This is a genomic window from Streptomyces mayteni (genome assembly GCF_054783955.1).
The window spans coordinates 1-17,390 of record NZ_BAAGPR010000007.1; the positions used below are offsets into that span (position 1 = coordinate 1).

The window sequence follows — 17,390 nt, forward strand, 5'->3', positions numbered from 1 at the left end:
GGCTCGGTGGCGAGCACGGCGCGGACGGCGTCGGCGACGGCCGGGGCGGCGGCGGGGTCACCGCCGGCGGCGCCGGCGCGCAGCGCGGGCCCCGAGAGTTCGTAGCCGACCGGTCCCGCCACGTCGACGACCAGGGCGCCGGCGTTCTCCTGGACGGCGGCGCGCAGCGCCTGGGCGGTGGTCACGGCGACCGGGCGGGCGTCGGGGCGCCAGCGGGCCATGGTCTCGACGGCCGTGAACACCGGAAGCGCGCGCCGGCCGTTGGGCAGTTCCAGGGTGAGGACGGCCATCTCGCTGCTCTTCTCGCGGCGCAGCCCTTCGGGTCCGGTCTCGGCCTCGCCGAGCACGGCGACGACGGGCACCAGCAGCCGGGCGTCGGCGAGCGCGGTCACCAGCCGCGGTTCGGCGGCCGGGTCGCTCGCCCAGGCGTCGAGCGCGGACCTGAGCTCGGGGGCGGCGGTGCCGTCGTCGTCGGCGAAGGCGGGCTGCGGGATGTTCTTCTGGGCCACGGCGACGAGGTTAGGCGGCGCCTCCCGAGGGCGGGCCGGCGGGTCCCGCAGGGGGTGGCGCCAGCCGTCCGGGCGCCCCTCTTCCGGGGCATGTTCCGCGACACGCTCGGTCGTCGCCCACGCGTGGCGGCGGGGCGTGATAGAGCGCCCGTCGGTCTCGCGGAGTGATCGCCGTCACGTCCCGTTACGCGTTCTTCATGCGGGAGGCGGTGACTCGGGCACCTGTGCGGGATACGGTGCGGAGTCATGAGCCTGATCCCCGGTCCGGTAGCACGGCGGATCCGGCCTGCCCTGGTCGTGAACGCCGCCCTCGCCACCTCGCTGCTCGCCGGCACGGTGGCCAGCGACTCCGTGCGCGACGCGGCCGACGCGGTGCTCGGCGCCGCCGACCGGCCGGCGGACGACGCGCTCGACGCCGCGAACGCCACCCCCTGGCCCCGGGCCACCTCGGGCGCCTCGCCGCACGCGCTGGCGCCGTCCGCCCCGAACGCCGCGCTCGCCGAGTCCCTGGCACCGCTGCTCGCCGACCACCGCACCCGGCTCTCCGTCGTGGTGCTGGCCGAGGACACCGGGCTCACGGCCAGCTTCGGCACCGGCCGGTTCGACACCGCGAGCATCGTCAAGGTGAACATCCTCGCGGCGCTGCTGCTCCAGGCGCAGGACGAAGGGCGGGAGTTGACCGCGTCCGAACGCGCCCAGGCCGCGGTGATGATCCAGCAGAGCGACAACGACGCGGCCGACGAGCTGTGGCGGACGATAGGCGGCATGAGCGGCTTCGACGCCGCCAACCGGCGCCTGGGCCTGGACGCGACCGAGGGGGGCGCGGGAGGCCACTGGGGGCTGACCCAGACCACCAGCGCCGACCAACTGACCCTGCTGCGGGCCGTGTACGGGGTGAACTCCCCGCTCACCGACGAATCCCAGGGCTACCTGAGGGAGTTGATGGCCGCCGTCGTCCCCGAGCAGCAGTGGGGGATATCGGCCGCCGCGGACGGCGGCTTCGAGCTGAAGAACGGCTGGCTGCCACGCTCCCAGACGGAGTTGTGGGACGTCAACAGCATCGGCCGGGTGACCTCGGGTGGCACGTCCTACCTGGTCGCGGTCGTCTCGGACGGGCACGCCGCCTTCGAGGACGGCATAGCCATGGTGGAGGCCGCGGCCCGGGCCGCGGTCGAGGCGGTCACGACGGATCCGGGGGCCAACCTGAACGCGGCCCGAAGGCTGGGCCCGATCGCCTGAGCCGGCGGTCGAGCAGCGTGCGCAGCCGGCCGGCCACGCCGCCGAGCGCGCCCGCCACGCCGAGCAGGATCACGCCGAGCGCCCCGGACACCGGGGCCAGCCAGGCGGCGCCGCCCGCCCCGTCGTCCACCTCGCGCGGCCCGGGGCCGAAATACTCGCCCTCGTAGGGCCCCGACGCGGGCGCGAGCTCCCGGCGCGTCAGGGACGCCCCCGCCTCGATCGCGGCGGCCGCGTCGACGAGGCCGGCGCCGACGGCGTCGTTGCGCCCGCCCTCGGGTGGCTGTTGGGCGGTCTCGACCAGCACCCGCCTGACCTGGGCCGGCGTCAGTTCCGGGTTGGCGGCGAGCATCAGCGCCACGGAGCCGGAGACGAAGGCGGCGGCGGCCGAGGTGCCCCAGCCCGCGTAGTAGCGGCCGTCCGGGTCGGCCACTATGACGTCCTTGCCCGGCGCGCTGAGCGTGGCGTACCAGCGCCTGGTGGAGAACTCGGCGGGGCCGCCGGTGCGGTCGACGGCGGCGACGGCGATCACGCCCGGGTAGCCGGCCGGATAGGAGACGGGGTCGCCGCGCTCGCCGCCGTTGCCGGCCGAGGCGACGACGACGGCGCCCTTGTCGAGCGCGTAGCGGACGGCCGCGTCCTCCTCGGGGTCGGGGTGGGCGGACTCGCTGTCGTCGCCGAGGGAGAGGTTGATGACGTCGGCGCCCTGGTCGACGGCCCAGCGGATGCCCTCGGCGAGGGCGCCGGCGCGGGCCTCGCGGGCCTCCTCGCGCTGCGGGTCGTCGTCCTCCAGGAGCACCCGCACGGGCAGGATGGTGGCCTGCGGCGCGACGCCGATCACCCCGCTCCCCCGGCCGGCGCCGTGGCCGCGGCCGGCGATGATGCCGGCCATGGCGGTGCCGTGCGCCGCCCAGGTGGGGTCGCCGGGGCCGGCGCCCATGCCGACGAGGTCGACCCCGTCGCCCACGGCGCCGACCAGGTCCGGGTGGTCGGCGTCGACGCCGGTGTCCAGGACGGCGACGGTGATGCCGTCACCGCGGGTGGACTCCCACGCCTCCGGGGCGTTCACGGCGTCGAGCGCCCACTGCTGCTGGTCGCGGATGGAGTCGGCGCGGGCGGCCGGCGCGGCGCCCGGCAGCAGCGGGGCGGCGAGCACGGTGCCGAGCGCGAGGGCGAGGGCCGCGAGCCGGCGGGCCTGGGTCGTCATCGCGTCTCCTGGGTGAGGGACTCGGCGGACTCGCGCAGCCCGGCCTCGATCCGGTCGGCGATGCCCGCCGCGTCGTGGCCGAGCCCCGCGAGGGCGATGGTGGAGTCCTGGCCGTCCGCCGTGGCCTCGGCGGCCGGTTCCGGATCGGAGATCGGGCGGCCGTCGGCGAAGCCGCTCACGGAGTAGACGACGACGGGGAGTTCGGTCAGGACGCGGACGGACCAGGAGGCCCGCTGGGCGTCCCCGAAGTCGTCCGCGGGGGTGCCGGGGGCGGCGAAGGGTTTGGGCAACAGGTCGCCGCGGGCGGCGAGTTCCTCGTCGGCGAAGCGGCCGGCGAGGGCGTCCATCCCGGCGGAGTCGGCATCGGCGAACAGCAGGCCGACGGTGGTGACGGTGCTCTGGGTCTCGTCGGTGTAGGTGGCGCGCACCAGCCGGTGGCAGCCGATGCCGGACAACACCTCGGCGAGCAGCGGGTCGAGGGCGTCGGCGCAGGCGCCGTCGGGGGCGACGGCCACGCGTATCCAGCGGCGGTCGGCGCCGCCGGGGCCCGCGCCGGCGCCGTCGATCTCGGCGGGGAACAGCTCGTCGACCGGCCTGTCGCGCCAGAGTTCGCGGGCGTTGTCGAAGGCGGTCCTGGCCGCCTGTTCCTCGCCGCCGGTGAGCCAGGCGCCGGCGGCCGCGCCGCCGAGCAGCCCGGCGCCGAGCACCAGGCAGGCGACCGCGGCGACGACCCGGCTCGAGGCGCGGCGGGCGATGATGCCGCGCAGGTCGAGGGTGGCGGGCGAGTCGGCGACGGCCGGGCGGGGCGGGGGCGTTGCCCCGGGTGGTGCGCTCCTGGGCGGTGGTGGCGCCGCAGGGGGCGGCGGGGTCGCGGGGCGCGGTGGGGTGGCCGGCCGGGGTGGGGCGGGGGACGCCGGGGGCGGGGTGGGGATGCGCCGGGGACCCTGCTCCGTGTTCATCCACCCTCTCCCCGGCCCACCAGCGCCGCTGGTCACGCGTGTCGTGGTCACTTTACGGTCGTCGGCTCAGACTTCGGTACCTGGCCCGGCCGCGACCGCCCTGGCGTCCTGGACGAACCGGTCGAGAACGTCCGGCTCGGGGGCGTCGGGCCCGATGTCGCCGCCGATCCTGAGCAGCAGCAGGGTGTCCGAGCCGTCCGGGGCGCGGAAGGCCACGGACTCGACGTACGCCTCGGTGCCGACCTCGGTGGTGACGCGGGTGCGGACCCGGTAGCCCTCCTGTCCGGCGACGGTGACCGGCTCGGAGATCTCCTCCCGGGAGTCGGTGATCCCGCCGTAGGAGTCGGGTCCGTAGGAGTCCCGCTCGTTGCCCGCGATGTCGCCGAGCGCCAACTGTTCCGGGGTGACGCCTGAGACGTCGGGCACGCCGATCAGGAAGACGCCGGCGTCCACGCAGTCGAGGTCGGGGGCGAGGGGGCAGGGGTAGCCGCCGCTGGTGGTCACCGAGACGCCGCCCTCCGTCTGCCCCTCCTCCCAGCCCTCGGGCACCGGCAGGGCGACCCCGCCGGCCTGGGCCCGGGTGAAGCCGGGCCCGGCGCCGCTTTCGCCGTCGCCGCCGTCCCCACCGTCACCGCCGTCACCGCCGTCGTCGTCCTCGCCGCCCTCGCCGTCCCGTTGGGGTGGTTCGTCGGAGCGGGCCTGGCCGGGCCGCGCCTCGTCGTCCGAGGCGCCGCCGGAGAGCAGCAGCCCCGCGACGAGCAGGCCGGTGAGGAGCAGCGCGCCGCCGATCAGCATGGCGAGGCGGCCGCCCCGACCCTCGGGCCGCGGCGGCTGGTGGGCGGGGGGCGGGGGCACGAGCGGTGCGGAGACGGTCGGATAGCCGTAGCCGGGGGTCGGGTTGGGCGGCGTGGTCGGCGGCTCGCCGCCGGCGGGGCGGGTGCCGCCGGTCCAGGTCGAGCCGTCCCACCACCGCTCCATGGTGGGCCCGCCCTCGGTCTGGGCCGGATCCCGGTACCAGCCGGGAGGCGTCGTCATGCTCACGGAGTGAACTTGCCACAGCTTGGCCCACGGGGCCACCGTGCGTCGCCGCTCGAACGCCCGACCCGGCGGTGGCGGGGGGTCAGAGCGGGGTCACATAGGCGCCCGAAATACCGCCGTCCACCAGGAACTCGGCGGCGTTGACGAAGGAGGCGTCGTCGCTGGCGAGGAACGCGACGGCGGCGGCGATCTCCTCGGGCTCCGCGAACCGGCCCGTCGGCACGTGCACGAGGCGGCGCGCGGCGCGCTCCGGATCCTTGGCGAACAGCTCCTTCAGCAGCGGGGTGTTGACGGGGCCTGGGCAGAGCGCGTTGACCCGGATGCCCTCGCGGGCGAACTGCACGCCGAGCTCGCGGGACATGGCGAGCACGCCGCCCTTGGACGCGGTGTAGCTGATCTGGGAGGTGGCGGCGCCCATCACGGCGACGAAGGAGGCGGTGTTGATGACGGAGCCGCGCCCCTGCCGGCGCATGTGCGGGATGACGGCCTTGCAGCACAGGTAGACGGAGGTGAGGTTGACCTCCTGGACCCGGCGCCAGACGTCGAGTTCCGTGGTGAGGATGGAGTCGTCGTCGGGGGGCGAGACGCCGGCGTTGTTGAACGCGATGTCGACGGCGCCGTAGGCGTCCACGGTGGTCTGGAAGAGCGCCTCGACCTGCTCGGCTTCGGTGACGTCGGCGTGCACGTAGCGGCCGCCGGTCTCGGCGGCGGCGGCCTCGCCGCGTTCCGCGTCGATGTCGGCCAGGACCACGGTGGCGCCCTCGGCGGCGAACCGGCGGGCGGTGGCGAGGCCGATGCCGCTGGCGGCTCCGGTGATGACGGCGGTGCGGCCGACCAGCCGGCGGGGGGTCGCTGGGGTCTGGGTCACTGCGGGTCCCTTGGGTCGTGGTGGTGGATCCGGTCGTCGGACGGCAGGACGGGGCTAGGGCCTGTCTTCCGGATCTTCGTGGGGCCGCGACGCCAGCTACGGCACCTCGCTGCGTTACCGAATCGCGCGAATACGGCCAAGTATGAGCTGCGCTGCGGTCGATGTGCGGCTCCGCCGCGTGGGGCGCCTTGCGATGCACCGCATCTGGGGGTACCTCCAAGGCCGCCAGGCCTGGGGGAGCCAAGGCCTGATCCACGAAGATCCAAAAGACAGGCCCTAGGCGTCCGAGGCGAGGAAGACGTTCTTGGTCTCGGTGAACGCGGCCAGCGCGTCGGGCCCGAGCTCGCGGCCGAGCCCCGACTGCTTGAAGCCGCCGAAGGGGGTGGCGTAGCGCACGCTGCTGTGCGAGTTGACCGAGAGGTTGCCGGCGGCGACACCGCGGGAGACGCGCAGCGCCCGGCCGAGGTCGCGGGTCCAGATCGATCCGGAGAGGCCGTAGTCGGTGGCGTTGGCGAGCCGGACGGCCTCGTCCTCGTCGTCGAAGGGGGTGACGACGGCGACCGGTCCGAAGATCTCCTCGACGGCGGCGCGCTCGCCGGCCTGGTGGGCTTCGAGGACCGTGGCGGGGTACCAGAACCCGGGGCCCGCCGGGGCGCGGCCGCGGATCGCGGCCGGCGCGTCCTCGGGCACGTAGGAGCGGACCCGCTCCCACTGGGCGGCCGAGATCAGCGGGCCGACGGCGGTGTCCTCGTCGGCCGGGTCGCCCACGACGACGGCCTGTACGGCGGGTTCGAGGAGGGCCAGGAAGCGGTCGTAGGCGGGGCGTTGCACCAGGATGCGGCTGCGGGCGCAGCAGTCCTGGCCGGTGTTGTCGAGGAACGAGCCGGGCGCGCTGGCGGCGGCGCGCTCCAGGTCGGCGTCGGCGAAGACGATGTTGGGGCTCTTGCCGCCGAGTTCGAGGGTGACCCGCTTGACGGCGGCGGCGCAGTGGGTCATGACCCGCCTGCCGGTGGCGGTGGAGCCGGTGAACACGATCTTGGCGACCCCCGGGTGGGTGACCAGGGCCTCCCCGGTGCCCGGGCCGTCGCCTGGCAGCACCTGGAAGAGGCCCTCGGGCAGGCCGGCGGCCAGGGCGAGTTCGGCGAGCCGCAGCGCGGTGAGCGGGGTGGTCTCGGCGGGCTTGAGCAGCACGGCGTTGCCGGCGGCGAGCGCGGGCGCGGCGCCCCAGGCGGCGATGGGCATCGGGAAGTTCCAGGGGGTGATCACGCCGACGACGCCGAGCGGTTCGTGGAAGGTGACGTCGAGGCCGCCGGCCACCGGGATCTGCCGGCCGGTCAGCCGCTCGACGCCGCCGGCGGCGTAGTCGAGCAGGTCGCGGACGTTGCCCGCCTCCCAGCGGGCGTTGCCGATCGGGTGGCCGGCCTCGCGGACCTCGATCCCGGCCAGTTCCTCCCGGGCCGCGTCCACCTCGGCGGCGAACCGGCGCAGCAGCCTGGCCCGGTCGCCCGGGGCGGCCGCGGCCCAGCCGGTCTGGGCGGCGGCCGCCCGGCGCACGGCCGCGGCCACCTCGGCCGGGGTGGTGACGGGGATGGTGGCGATGGTCTCCTCGGTCGCCGGGTTGACGATCTCGTGCGCCGACGGCGTGGTCTGCACGGTGCGGCTCGCTCCTCGTTACGGGTGTGCGGGTGTGCGGGTGTGCGGTGGTGCGACGGGGCGGGGTCGGGGTCGGGGATCAGAGGCGTTCGAAGGAGCGGAACCGTTCCCAGTCGGTGACGGCGCCGTCGTAGGCGTCCTGCTCGACCCGCGCCATGTGGAGGTAGTGCTCGACCACCTCGTCGCCGAAGGCGGCGCGGGCGACGGCGCTGTCGCGCCAGAGCGCCGCTGCGTCGCGCAGCGTGGCCGGCACCAGCTGGGCGTCGCCTGTGTAGGCGTTGCCGTCGCAGGGTTCTGGGAGTTCGAGGCCCTGCTCGACGCCGTGCAGGCCGGCCGCGATCATCGCGGCGACGGCGAGGTAGGGGTTGACGTCGCCGCCGGGGAGCCGGTTCTCCATCCGCAGCGAGGGGCCGTGGCCGACGACGCGGAGCGCGCAGGTGCGGTTGTCCACACCCCAGGCGACGGCGGTGGGGGCGAAGGAGCCGGCCCGGAAGCGCTTGTAGGAGTTGATGTTGGGCGCGTAGAACAGCGAGAACTCGCGCAGCGTGGCGAGTTGGCCGGCGAGGAACCCCCGCATGGTCGGCGACATGCCGTGTGGCTCGCGGGCGTCGGCGGCCGCGAAGACCGGGCGGCCCTCGGCGTCGCGCAGCGAGAAGTGGATGTGGCAGGAGTTGCCCTCGCGCTCGTCGTACTTGGCCATGAAGGTCAGGGCGACGCCCTCCTGGGCGGCGATCTCCTTGGCGCCGGTCTTGTAGACGGCGTGCTGGTCGCAGGTGGTGAGCGCGTCGGCGTATCGGAAGGCGATCTCGTGCTGGCCGAGGTTGCACTCGCCCTTGGCGGACTCGACGACGAGCCCGGCGCCGGCCATCTCGTTGCGGATCCGGCGCAGCAGCGGCTCGACGCGGCCGGTGCCGAGCACCGAGTAGTCGACGTTGTACTGGTTGGCCGGGGTGAGGCCCCGGTAGCCCGCGTCCCAGGCCCGCTCGTAGCTGTCCTTGAAGAGCAGGAACTCCAGCTCGGTGCCGGCGTGTCCGGTCCAGCCGCGGTCGGCGAGCCGGTCGAGCTGGCGGCGCAGGATCTGCCGCGGGGAGGGGGCGACCGGGCTGCCGTCGTGCCAGGCGAGGTCGGCGGTGATCATGGCGGTGCCCGGGTGCCAGGGCACCCGGCGGAGGGTGTCGGGGTCGCCGCGCATGGCGAAGTCGCCGTAGCCGCGCGCCCAGGAGGACATGGCGTAGCCGTCGACGGTGTTCATGTCGGTGTCCACGGCGAGCAGGTAGTCGCAGCCCTCGCTGCCGTTCCGCCAGACCTCGTCGAGGAAGAACCTGGCGGCGAACCGCTTGCCCTGGAGGCGGCCCTGCATGTCGGTGAAGGCGAGGACGACGGTGTCGAGCTCGCCGAGGTCGACCAGGCCCCGCAGTTCCTCGATGGACAGCGGTGGTGTGCGATCCCACACGGCTACGGCCTCCTGTCGTTTCCGTCGGGGGCCATAAGGTAGCGGCGCAGACCATTGATTGGGAAGTAGGTCCGATGGACGACGAGGTCGGCGGCCGGGGCGGCGGCGCCGAACGGTTGACGGCGGTGCTGCGGCCGGTGCGCGCCGGCAACGGCTTCGAGGAGGCGCTTGAGCAGATACTCCAGGTGCTCAGGCTCGGCCTGGTGCCGGCCGGCGAACGGCTGCCCGCGGAGCGCGAGTTGGCGTCCCGGCTCGGGGTGAGCCGGGTGACGCTGCGCGAGGTGCTGAAGGTGCTGCAGGACGAGGGTCTGGTGGAGAGCCGGCGCGGCAGGTACGGCGGCACCTTCGTCTGCCGGCGGCCGCCGCCCGCCGGCGACGCCGGGCGGGCCGAGCTGCGGCGGCGGATCGCGGACGTGGACCTGGAGGACGCGCTGCGGCTGCGCGCGGTGCCGGGCGTCGGCGCGGCGGGGCTGTGCGCCGCCGGGCCGCCGGACGCCGAAGGCGCGGCCCGGCTGCGGGCGGCGCTCGCCGCCACCGATGAGGCGGCGCCGGCCGACTACCGGCGGATGGACACCGCGCTGCACCTGACGCTGGCCGAGCTGTCCGGCTCCCCCTCGCTGGCCGCCCAGTACGCGGCGGTGCGGGCCACGGTGAACGATCTGCTGGACTGCATCCCGCTGCTGGTCCGCAACCTGGGGCACTCGCAGGCCCAGCACGTGGCGCTGGTGGCGGCGGTGTGCGAGGGGGACGCGGACGGGGCGCGGGAGATGATGCGCGAGCACTGCGCGGGGACGGCGGCGCTGCTCCGCGGCTTCCTGGCCTGACGCCGCTCCCCCGCCGCTTCCCCGCCGCTTCCCCGCCCCGACCGCCGGCTCGGCCGTAACAGCCCTTTTACGCACGGGGGGTTGCGCGGCGCGCGCTCCACCCGCAAAGGTATGCGCCCAAACCATTCGTGCCCCTCGCGGGCGGCGCGTCAGGAGCGGCCCATGACCGAGCAGACCGAGCCAGGCACCGCACCGTCGTCCGGCGCCGAGCCGTCCGCCGCGGAGGACGCCTATCTGCGCCGCCGGGCGCTGCGCACCGGCAGCGCCGGGCCGCTGCTGCTGACCGGCCTCGGCGTCGCCTACGTGGTCTCCGGCGACTACGCGGGCTGGAACTTCGGCCTGGCCGAGGGCGGTTTCGGCGGCCTGGCCATCGCCGCGGCGCTGATGGGGATCATGTACACCTGCATGGTGTTCGCGCTGGCCGAGCTGGCCGCCGTGCTGCCGACGGCCGGCGGCGGCTACGGCTTCGCGCGGCGGGCGCTCGGTCCCTGGGGCGGGTTCCTGACCGGCACGGCGATCCTGATCGAGTTCGTGCTGGCGCCGGCCGCGATCGCGATCTTCATCGGCGACTACGTGGAGTCCCTCGACCTGTTCGGGCTGGAGTCGAGCTGGCCGGTCTACCTGGGCTGTTTCGTGGTGTTCCTGGCCATCCACCTGTGGGGCGTGGGCGAGGCACTGCGGTTCAGCCTGACGGTGACGGCGATCGCGGTGGCCGCGCTGCTGGTCTTCGTGGTCGGGGCGCTGGCCGACTTCAGCCCGGGCTCGCTCGACGACATCCCGGTGGACGCCGGGGCGTTCGGCGCGAGCTCCTGGCTGCCGTTCGGGCTGCTCGGCATCTGGGCGGCGTTCCCGTTCGGCATGTGGTTCTTCCTCGGGGTGGAGGGGGTGCCGCTGGCCGCCGAGGAGACCAGGGACCCGGCGCGCACCCTGCCGAGGGCGATGGCCTGGGCGATCGGCGTCCTGCTGGTGCTCGCCCTGCTGACCTTCGTGGCCGCCACCGGGGCGCGGGGCTCGGCGGCGGTGATGGAGGCCGGCAACCCTCTGGTGGCGGCGCTCGAACCGGACGGCGAGACGACGGCCCTGAGCCGCTTCGTGAACTACGCGGGCCTGGCCGGCCTGGTGGCGTCCTTCTTCTCCCTGGTCTACGCGGGCTCCCGGCAGCTGTTCGCGCTCTCCAGGGCCGGCTACCTGCCGCGCTTCCTCTCGCTGACCAGCCGGCGCAGGTCGCCCTACCTGGGCCTGCTGATCCCCGGCGCGCTGGGCTTCGCGCTCGCCGCCGCGACCGGTGACGGGGCGCGGATGCTGAACGTGGCGGTCTTCGGCGCGACGATCTCGTACGCCCTGATGACGCTCTCGCACATCGTGCTGCGGCGCCGCGAGCCGGCGCTGCACCGGCCCTACCGCACCCCCGGCGGCGTGCTGACCTCGGGGATCGCGTTCGTGCTGGCGCTGGCGGCGCTGGTCGCGACGTTCCTGGTGGACCGGGACGCGGCGTTCATCGCGCTCGGCGTGTACGCGGTGGCGGCGGCGTACTTCGCCTTCTACAGTCGGCATCGCCTGGTGGCCGCGGCGCCGGAGGAGGAGTTCGCGGCCCTGGCCGCGGCCGAGGCCGAACTGACCCGGGACTGAAGGGAGTCGGCGCGATGGCGCTGCCGCTGATCGGGATCAGCAGCTATCTGGAGGACCGGGCGCGGTGGGGGGTGTGGGAGACGCCGGCGGCGCTGCTGCCGGCCGGCTACCACCGGCAGACGCAGCGGGCGGGCGGCCTCGCCGTCCTGCTGCCGCCGGACGGCGCGCCGGAGGCGGCGGCCACCGCGGTCGCCCGCCTCGACGGGCTGGTGATCTCCGGCGGACCCGACGTGGATCCGGCCCGCTTCGGGGCCACCCGCGACCCGCGCACCGGACCGCCGGCGCCCGAGCGGGACGCGTGGGAGCTGGCGCTGATCGAGGCGGCGCTGGCCGCCGGTCTGCCGCTGCTGGGGATCTGCCGGGGCATGCAGCTGCTCAACGTGGCGCTCGGTGGGACGCTCAACCAGCACGTGGCAGGACACCAGGGCCGGCCTGGCACCTTCGTCGACCACGAGGTCACGCCGGTGCCGGGCAGCCGGCTGGCCGCCGTCCTCTCCCCCGCGCCGCTCGCGGTACCCACCCACCACCACCAGTCGGTGGCCGATCTCGGCACCGGTCTCACGGCCACCGCGCGCGCCGCCGACGGCACGGTCGAGGCGCTCGAGCTGCCCGCCTCCGCGGCGTTCGTGCTGGCCGTCCAGTGGCATCCGGAGGCGGCCGACGACCCCCGTCTGCTCCGCGCGCTGGTCGCCGCCGCCGAGGGCTGAGCCGGCCGCGAACGGCCGTGGGCCGTGGGATGCGCCGGTGGCGCGTCCCACGGCCCACGGCCCGGCGAACGCTAGCGGTGGGACGCCGCCGGTTCGCGCTCGGCCGCCGCGGCCGCGGCGAGCTGCGCCTTGCCGCCCGGCATGACCCGGACGAACCAGTGCGAGCGGCCGGCGACCAGTGGCGCGACGACGGCCAGGATCAGCACGTAGCCGGCGATGAACGGCGAGAGCCGCGAGTCGAGGCCGGCCGCGGCCGCCATGGTGGCCAGGATCAACGCGAACTCGCCGCGCGCCAGCAGCGTGGTGGCCACGTTGGACGCCGGTTGCGGGCCGAAGCCGTAGATCCGGGCCGTGACCACGCCGGCCAGCAGGTTCATCGAGACGGTGATCACGATGGCGATCAGCACCGGCCAGATGACGATGGGCAGGTCGCCGGGGGCGATCGACAGGCCGAAGCCGAAGAAGAAGATCGCCGCGAAGGCGTCGCGCAGCGGGTGCACCAGATCCCGGATCCGGTCGCCCGAGGTGGTGTTGCCCAGGATCAGGCCGACCATGAAGGCGGCGATGGCGTCGGCCACGCCGAAGGTCTCGGCGATGCCGGAGATCAGGACGGCCGCGCCGAGGAACGAGATGACCAGCAGCTCGTTGTCCTTGATCGCGAACAGCTTGCCGATCAGGCCGGTGCCCCAGCGGGCCGCGACGGCCAGCGCCAACAGGAAGCCGAACGCCTTGCCGATGTCGACGGCCATGGCGCCGAGGTCGTCGGCCCCGGAGATCACCGGTTGCAGGGCCGCCAGGTAGAGGGCGAGGAAGATGTCCTCGACCACGATGATGCCGAGGATCGGCTTGGTCTCCGGATTGCCGATGCGTCCGAGGTCGACGAGGATCTTGGTCACGATGGCGGAGGACGAGATGCCGAGCACGCCGGCGAGCACCAGCGCCTCGGAGGTGCCCCAGCCGAGCGCGAAGCCGAAGCCCAGGCCGGCGCCGACGTTCAGCGCCAGATAGGTGCAGCCGGCCACGGCCATCTTGCGGCCGCCGGTCTTGAGGTCGTCCATGTGGAACTCGAGACCCAGGTAGAACAGCAGCAGCACCAGGCCGAGCGCGGACAGCATCTCCAGGTCGTGCGGATCGTCGAGCAGCACGAAGCCCGGGGTGTTGGGGCCGAGGAGTATCCCGGCCAGGATGAACAGGGGAATCGTGGGCAGTCCTATCCGGCTGCCGAGGCGGGCGAGGATGGCGGCGGCCACGAAGGCGCCGCCCATGGCGAGCAGGGTGTCAGCGTGTCCCATGTGATCACCCGCGCCGAGTGGAGCTGGGGGACAGGAGCGAACGGGGGCCGGGTCGGGCGGGCGTCAGCGAGCGGATGTTTCCTCCTGGGGCGTCCGGACGGCTCGGTCATCTGAGCGTCGAGAGGGCGTAAAGAAACCGTCAATAGTTAGCATATCAAACGATTATTTTTACGTCGGAGGGACCGATCGCTCACCCGCTCCTTACGGCATGATCCGGTGTGTGACCAGACGCATCATGCTGCTCGACACCGCCTCGCTCTACTTCCGCGCCTACTTCGGCGTGCCGGAATCGGTCCGCGCCCCGGACGGCACCCCCGTCAACGCCGTCCGCGGGCTGCTCGACTTCATCGCCCGGCTGGTGGCCGACCACCGCCCCGACGATCTCGTCGCCTGCCTCGACGAGGACTGGCGCCCGGCCTGGCGAGTGGCACTGATCCCCGGCTACAAGGCCCACCGGGTGGCCGAGGAGCACGCCGGGGGCCCGGACACCGAGACCGTGCCCGACACGCTCACTCCCCAGGTCCCGGTCATCGACGCGGTGCTCGACGCGCTCGGCATCGCCCGGGTCGGCGCCCCGGGCTACGAGGCCGACGACGTGATCGGCACCCTGGCCGGCCGCTCGACGGGCCCGGTCGACATCGTCACCGGCGACCGCGACCTCTTCCAGCTGATCGACGACGCGCGGGGGGTGCGGGTGCTCTACCCCGTCAAGGGCATGAGCACCCTGACCGGCTTCGACGGCGCGGCACTGCGCGCGAAGTACGGCGTGGACGGTCCCGGCTACGCCGACCTCGCCCTGCTCCGCGGCGACCCGAGCGACGGGCTGCCGGGCGTGGCCGGCATCGGCGAGAAGACCGCGGCCCGGCTGATCGACCAGTTCGGCGACCTCGCCGGCATCCTGGCCGCCGTCGACGACCCGCGCGCCGCCCTCACCCCCACCCAGCGGAAGCGGCTCACCGACGCCAGGGACTACCTCGCCGTGGCGCCCAGGGTCGTCCGGGTCGCCACCGACGTGCCGCTGCCGCCGCACGACGCGGCGCTGCCGACCGCGCCGCGCGACCCCGAGGCGCTGGACGCCCTGAACGCCCGCTGGGGCCTGGGCGGCTCCCTGACCAGGCTTCTCGGCGCGCTCCAGCGCTGAGCCGGGCCTGGCCGGCCCGGCTCAGCCGGCTCAGCCCACCGAGCTGTACGCCACCACGCCCCGCAGCACCGCGTCAACCGCCTTCCTGGCGCTCCCCGGCACCGTGCCCTCGGGCGGGGCGGCGGCCGCGATCTGCCCGAGCACGTCGATCACCTGCTTGCACCAGCGCACGAAGTCGCCGGCCGGCATGTCCGCGTCCCGCAGGACCGCGTCGAGGCCGTTCCCGTGGGCCCAGCGGAAGACCGGCATCGCGAAGCCGAGATCCGGCTCGCGCTGGCCGACGCCGGTGGCCTGGCTGATCCGGTGCTCCTCCTCCAGCGCGTCGAGCCGGCCCCAGATCCGCACCATCTCGCCCAGGGCCTGGCGGGCCGGGCCGCCCGGCAGCTCGGGCGCCGGCGCGTCGTCCGCGGAGCGGGCCTCGTAGACCAGGGCGGAGGCGCAGGCCGCCAGCTCCTCGGGGCCGAGCCCCTCCCAGACGCCGGCCCGCAGGCACTCGCTGGCCAGCAGGTCGAGCTCGCCGTAGAGCCGGCCGAGGCGACGCCCCTCCCTGGTGACCTCGTCGTCGCGCAGGTAGTCGAGCTCGGTCAGCAACGCGCAGACCTGGTCGAAGGTCCTGGCGATGGTGTTGGTGCGGCCCTCGATCCGCCGCTCCAGCCCGCGGTTGTCCCGCTCCAGGCGGTAGTACCGCTCGGCCCACCTGGCGTGGTCCTCGCGATCGTCGCAGCCGTGGCAGGGGTGCGCGCGGATCTCGGTGCGCAGCCGCGCGATCTCGGCGTCGTCCGCGGCCGCGGCCCGCTGCCTGCGGTGCCGGCGCGGCTCGTCGTGCGACACCCTGGAGCGCAGCGCCGAGGCCAGGTCACGCCGGGACTGCGGGCTGCGCGGGTTGAAGGACTTGGGGATCCGCATCCGGTCCAACGGCTCGACCGGCACCGGAAAGTCGATCGACGCCAGCCGCTTGACCTGCCGCTCGACGGTGAGCACCAGCGGGCGCGGGCCGTCCTGCGGGTCGAAGCCACGGTGGCCAGGGCTGCGGCCTGGCCTGGTCCCCGGGTCGAGCACCAGCGCGAGCCCCGCGAACTTGCCGGTCGGCACGTGGATGATGTCGCCGGGCCGCAGCTGCTCGAGCGAGCTGGCGGCGGCGGCCCGCCGCTGGGCCACACCCTGCCTGGCCAGCTCCGTCTCCCGCTCCTTGAGCCGGTGCCGCAGCCGCGCGTACTCCTCGAAGTTCCCCAGGTGGCAGGTCATCGCCTCGCGGTAGCCGGCGAGACCCGTCTCGTTCCGCTGGACCTGGCGCGAGATCCCGACCACCGCCCGGTCGGCCTGGAACTGCGCGAAGGACGTCTCCAGCAGCTCCCGCGAACGGTGCCGGCCGAACTGGCCGACCAGGTTGACCGCCATGTTGTACGAGGGCCTGAAGGACGAGCGCAGCGGATAGGTGCGGGTGCCGGCGAGGCCCGCCACGTGCCCGGGATCCATCCCGCGCTGCCACAGCACCACCGCGTGGCCCTCGATGTCGATCCCGCGCCGACCGGCCCGGCCGGTGAGCTGGGTGTACTCGCCGGGCGTGATGTCGGCGTGCTGCTCGCCGTTCCACTTGACCAGCTTCTCCAACACCACGGAACGGGCCGGCATGTTGATGCCGAGCGCCAGCGTCTCGGTGGCGAACACCGCCTTCACCAGGCCGCGGACGAACAGCTCCTCGACGATCTCCTTGAACGTCGGCAGCATGCCGGCGTGGTGCGCCGCGATACCGCGCTCCAGGCCCTCCAGCCACTCGAAGTAGCCGAGCACGTGCAGGTCCTCGTCGGGGATGGCCGCCGTGCGGCGCTCCACGATCTCCCGCACCCGCGCCCTGGCCGGCGCGTCGTTGAGCCGGAGCCCGGCGTGCAGGCACTGCTGGACGGCGGCCTCGCAGCCGGCCCGGCTGAAGATGAAGGTGATGGCGGGCAGCAGCCCCTCGGCGTCGAGCCGGTCGATGACCTCGACCCGGCTCGGCGTGTAGACCCGGGAGCGCTGCCGCCGCTCCCGCTCCCGGTCGGCCGCCCGGCGCCGGTCGCGGCCGTTCCGGTCCCGGTCGCGGGCGCCCCAGCTGCGGCTGTTCTCCAGCCGGGCCATCCGCTGCAGGTCGGGGTTGACCTCGCGCTTGTGCTCCGACTCCTCGAACAGGTCGAGCATCCGGCGGCCGGCCAGCACGTGCTGCCACAGCGGCACCGGCCGGTGCTCGGAGACGATCACCCGGGTGTCGCCGCGCACCGTGTCCAGCCAGTCGCCGAACTCCTCGGCGTTGGAGACCGTGGCGGAGAGCGAGACCAGGGTGACGGACTCGGGCAGGTGGATGATCACCTCCTCCCAGACCGCGCCGCGGAAGCGGTCCGACAGGTAGTGCACCTCGTCCATCACGACGTAGCCGAGGCCCACCAGGGCCTGCGAGCCGGCGTAGAGCATGTTCCGCAGCACCTCGGTGGTCATCACGACCACCGGGGCGTCCGCGTTCACGCTGTTGTCGCCGGTGAGCAGGCCGACCCGGTCGGCGCCGTACCGCTTGACCAGGTCGGTGTACTTCTGGTTGGAGAGCGCCTTGATCGGCGTGGTGTAGAAGCACTTGCGCCCCTGGTCGAGCGCCAGGTGGACGGCGAACTCCCCCACGATCGTCTTGCCCGAGCCGGTGGGGGCGGCGACCAGCACGCCCTTGCCCGACTCCAGGGCCTGACAGGCCTCGATCTGGAAGGCGTCGAGATCGAAGTCGTACATCTCGCGGAACGGAGCGAGGGCGCTGGCCTGCTCGACGGCGCGCCGCCGAGCCTCGGCGTAGCGCTCGGCGGGGGACGTGTTCTCGGTCATTGTGGTTACGAGCCTACCGGCCGCCTCTGACAG

Annotated in this window: 14 protein-coding genes; 5 read left to right on the forward strand and 9 right to left on the reverse strand. The window is 74.4% G+C overall.

The window, feature by feature from the left end; all coding sequences use genetic code 11:
• On the reverse strand, positions 1-509 hold a 509-nt coding region (locus tag ACYVPE_RS05185), incomplete at its 3' end, for an SseB family protein (RefSeq protein ID WP_461032189.1).
• Between the two features lie 246 nt (positions 510-755).
• On the opposite strand from ACYVPE_RS05185, the gene ACYVPE_RS05190 reads away from it, so the two are divergent.
• Complete coding sequence (locus ACYVPE_RS05190) at positions 756-1,748, forward strand: serine hydrolase (protein ID WP_461032190.1); 993 nt, start codon at positions 756-758, stop codon at positions 1,746-1,748.
• On the opposite strand, the gene mycP is transcribed toward ACYVPE_RS05190, so the two are convergent.
• From mycP to ACYVPE_RS05220, 6 genes are all read right to left on the reverse strand, one after another.
• Positions 1,690-2,952, reverse strand: a complete 1,263-nt coding sequence (gene mycP, locus ACYVPE_RS05195; RefSeq protein WP_461032191.1) for a type VII secretion-associated serine protease mycosin — start codon at positions 2,950-2,952, stop codon at positions 1,690-1,692. The genes ACYVPE_RS05190 and mycP overlap by 59 nt on opposite strands.
• Entirely contained in the window at positions 2,949-3,911 is a 963-nt protein-coding gene (locus tag ACYVPE_RS05200) for a hypothetical protein (RefSeq protein WP_461032192.1), read from the reverse strand. Before ACYVPE_RS05200 ends, mycP begins: the two co-directional genes overlap by 4 nt.
• A 66-nt stretch (positions 3,912-3,977) precedes the next feature.
• A complete protein-coding gene (locus tag ACYVPE_RS05205; RefSeq protein ID WP_461032193.1) occupies positions 3,978-4,946 on the reverse strand; it encodes a DUF2510 domain-containing protein in 969 nt (322 codons plus the stop codon).
• 85 nt (positions 4,947-5,031) lie between these two features.
• The gene (locus tag ACYVPE_RS05210; RefSeq protein WP_461032194.1) at positions 5,032-5,817 is read right to left on the reverse strand and encodes a 3-oxoacyl-ACP reductase; all 786 of its coding nucleotides are present in this window, start codon (positions 5,815-5,817) and stop codon (positions 5,032-5,034) included.
• A 276-nt stretch (positions 5,818-6,093) separates the two neighbouring features.
• The gene (locus tag ACYVPE_RS05215) at positions 6,094-7,470 is read right to left on the reverse strand and encodes an aldehyde dehydrogenase family protein (RefSeq protein ID WP_461032195.1); all 1,377 of its coding nucleotides are present in this window, start codon (positions 7,468-7,470) and stop codon (positions 6,094-6,096) included.
• Positions 7,471-7,549: 79 nt separating this feature from the next.
• On the reverse strand, positions 7,550-8,923 hold the full coding sequence (locus ACYVPE_RS05220; RefSeq protein ID WP_461032196.1) for a glutamine synthetase family protein: 1,374 nt from the start codon (positions 8,921-8,923) through the stop codon (positions 7,550-7,552).
• 74 nt (positions 8,924-8,997) lie between these two features.
• On the opposite strand from ACYVPE_RS05220, the gene ACYVPE_RS05225 reads away from it, so the two are divergent.
• The 3 genes from ACYVPE_RS05225 to ACYVPE_RS05235 all read left to right on the forward strand — a co-directional run bounded on the left by ACYVPE_RS05225 (position 8,998) and on the right by ACYVPE_RS05235 (position 12,083).
• Positions 8,998-9,747, forward strand: coding sequence for a FadR/GntR family transcriptional regulator (locus tag ACYVPE_RS05225; RefSeq protein ID WP_461032197.1), 750 nt, complete (start codon positions 8,998-9,000; stop codon positions 9,745-9,747).
• 162 nt (positions 9,748-9,909) lie between these two features.
• Entirely contained in the window at positions 9,910-11,376 is a 1,467-nt protein-coding gene (eat, locus tag ACYVPE_RS05230; protein ID WP_461032198.1) for an ethanolamine permease, read from the forward strand.
• A 14-nt stretch (positions 11,377-11,390) separates the two neighbouring features.
• The gene (locus ACYVPE_RS05235) at positions 11,391-12,083 is read left to right on the forward strand and encodes a gamma-glutamyl-gamma-aminobutyrate hydrolase family protein (RefSeq protein ID WP_461032199.1); all 693 of its coding nucleotides are present in this window, start codon (positions 11,391-11,393) and stop codon (positions 12,081-12,083) included.
• Positions 12,084-12,154: 71 nt separating this feature from the next.
• Here ACYVPE_RS05235 and ACYVPE_RS05240 read toward each other — a convergent pair whose 3' ends face one another.
• Complete coding sequence (locus ACYVPE_RS05240) at positions 12,155-13,348, reverse strand: cation:proton antiporter (protein WP_461032308.1); 1,194 nt, start codon at positions 13,346-13,348, stop codon at positions 12,155-12,157.
• Between the two features lie 235 nt (positions 13,349-13,583).
• On the opposite strand from ACYVPE_RS05240, the gene ACYVPE_RS05245 reads away from it, so the two are divergent.
• Positions 13,584-14,516, forward strand: a complete 933-nt coding sequence (locus ACYVPE_RS05245; RefSeq protein WP_461032200.1) for a 5'-3' exonuclease — start codon at positions 13,584-13,586, stop codon at positions 14,514-14,516.
• A gap of 30 nt (positions 14,517-14,546) precedes the next feature.
• Here the strand turns inward: ACYVPE_RS05245 and ACYVPE_RS05250 are convergent, their stop codons facing one another.
• On the reverse strand, positions 14,547-17,357 hold the full coding sequence (locus ACYVPE_RS05250) for a DEAD/DEAH box helicase (protein ID WP_461032201.1): 2,811 nt from the start codon (positions 17,355-17,357) through the stop codon (positions 14,547-14,549).
• Positions 17,358-17,390: the final 33 nt, after the last annotated feature.

Coding starts and splice junctions, on each gene's coding strand:
- ACYVPE_RS05240 (WP_461032308.1), bottom strand. CDS start 13,348: ATGGGCGGCGCCTTCGTGGCCGCCGCCATCCTCGCCCGCCTCGGCAGC.
- ACYVPE_RS05245 (WP_461032200.1), top strand. CDS start 13,584: ATGATCCGGTGTGTGACCAGACGCATCATGCTGCTCGACACCGCCTCG.
- ACYVPE_RS05235 (WP_461032199.1), top strand. CDS start 11,391: ATGGCGCTGCCGCTGATCGGGATCAGCAGCTATCTGGAGGACCGGGCG.
- ACYVPE_RS05190 (WP_461032190.1), top strand. CDS start 756: ATGAGCCTGATCCCCGGTCCGGTAGCACGGCGGATCCGGCCTGCCCTG.
- mycP (WP_461032191.1), bottom strand. CDS start 2,952: ATGACGACCCAGGCCCGCCGGCTCGCGGCCCTCGCCCTCGCGCTCGGC.
- ACYVPE_RS05250 (WP_461032201.1), bottom strand. CDS start 17,357: ATGACCGAGAACACGTCCCCCGCCGAGCGCTACGCCGAGGCTCGGCGG.
- ACYVPE_RS05200 (WP_461032192.1), bottom strand. CDS start 3,911: ATGAACACGGAGCAGGGTCCCCGGCGCATCCCCACCCCGCCCCCGGCG.
- eat (WP_461032198.1), top strand. CDS start 9,910: ATGACCGAGCAGACCGAGCCAGGCACCGCACCGTCGTCCGGCGCCGAG.
- ACYVPE_RS05225 (WP_461032197.1), top strand. CDS start 8,998: ATGGACGACGAGGTCGGCGGCCGGGGCGGCGGCGCCGAACGGTTGACG.
- ACYVPE_RS05205 (WP_461032193.1), bottom strand. CDS start 4,946: ATGACGACGCCTCCCGGCTGGTACCGGGATCCGGCCCAGACCGAGGGC.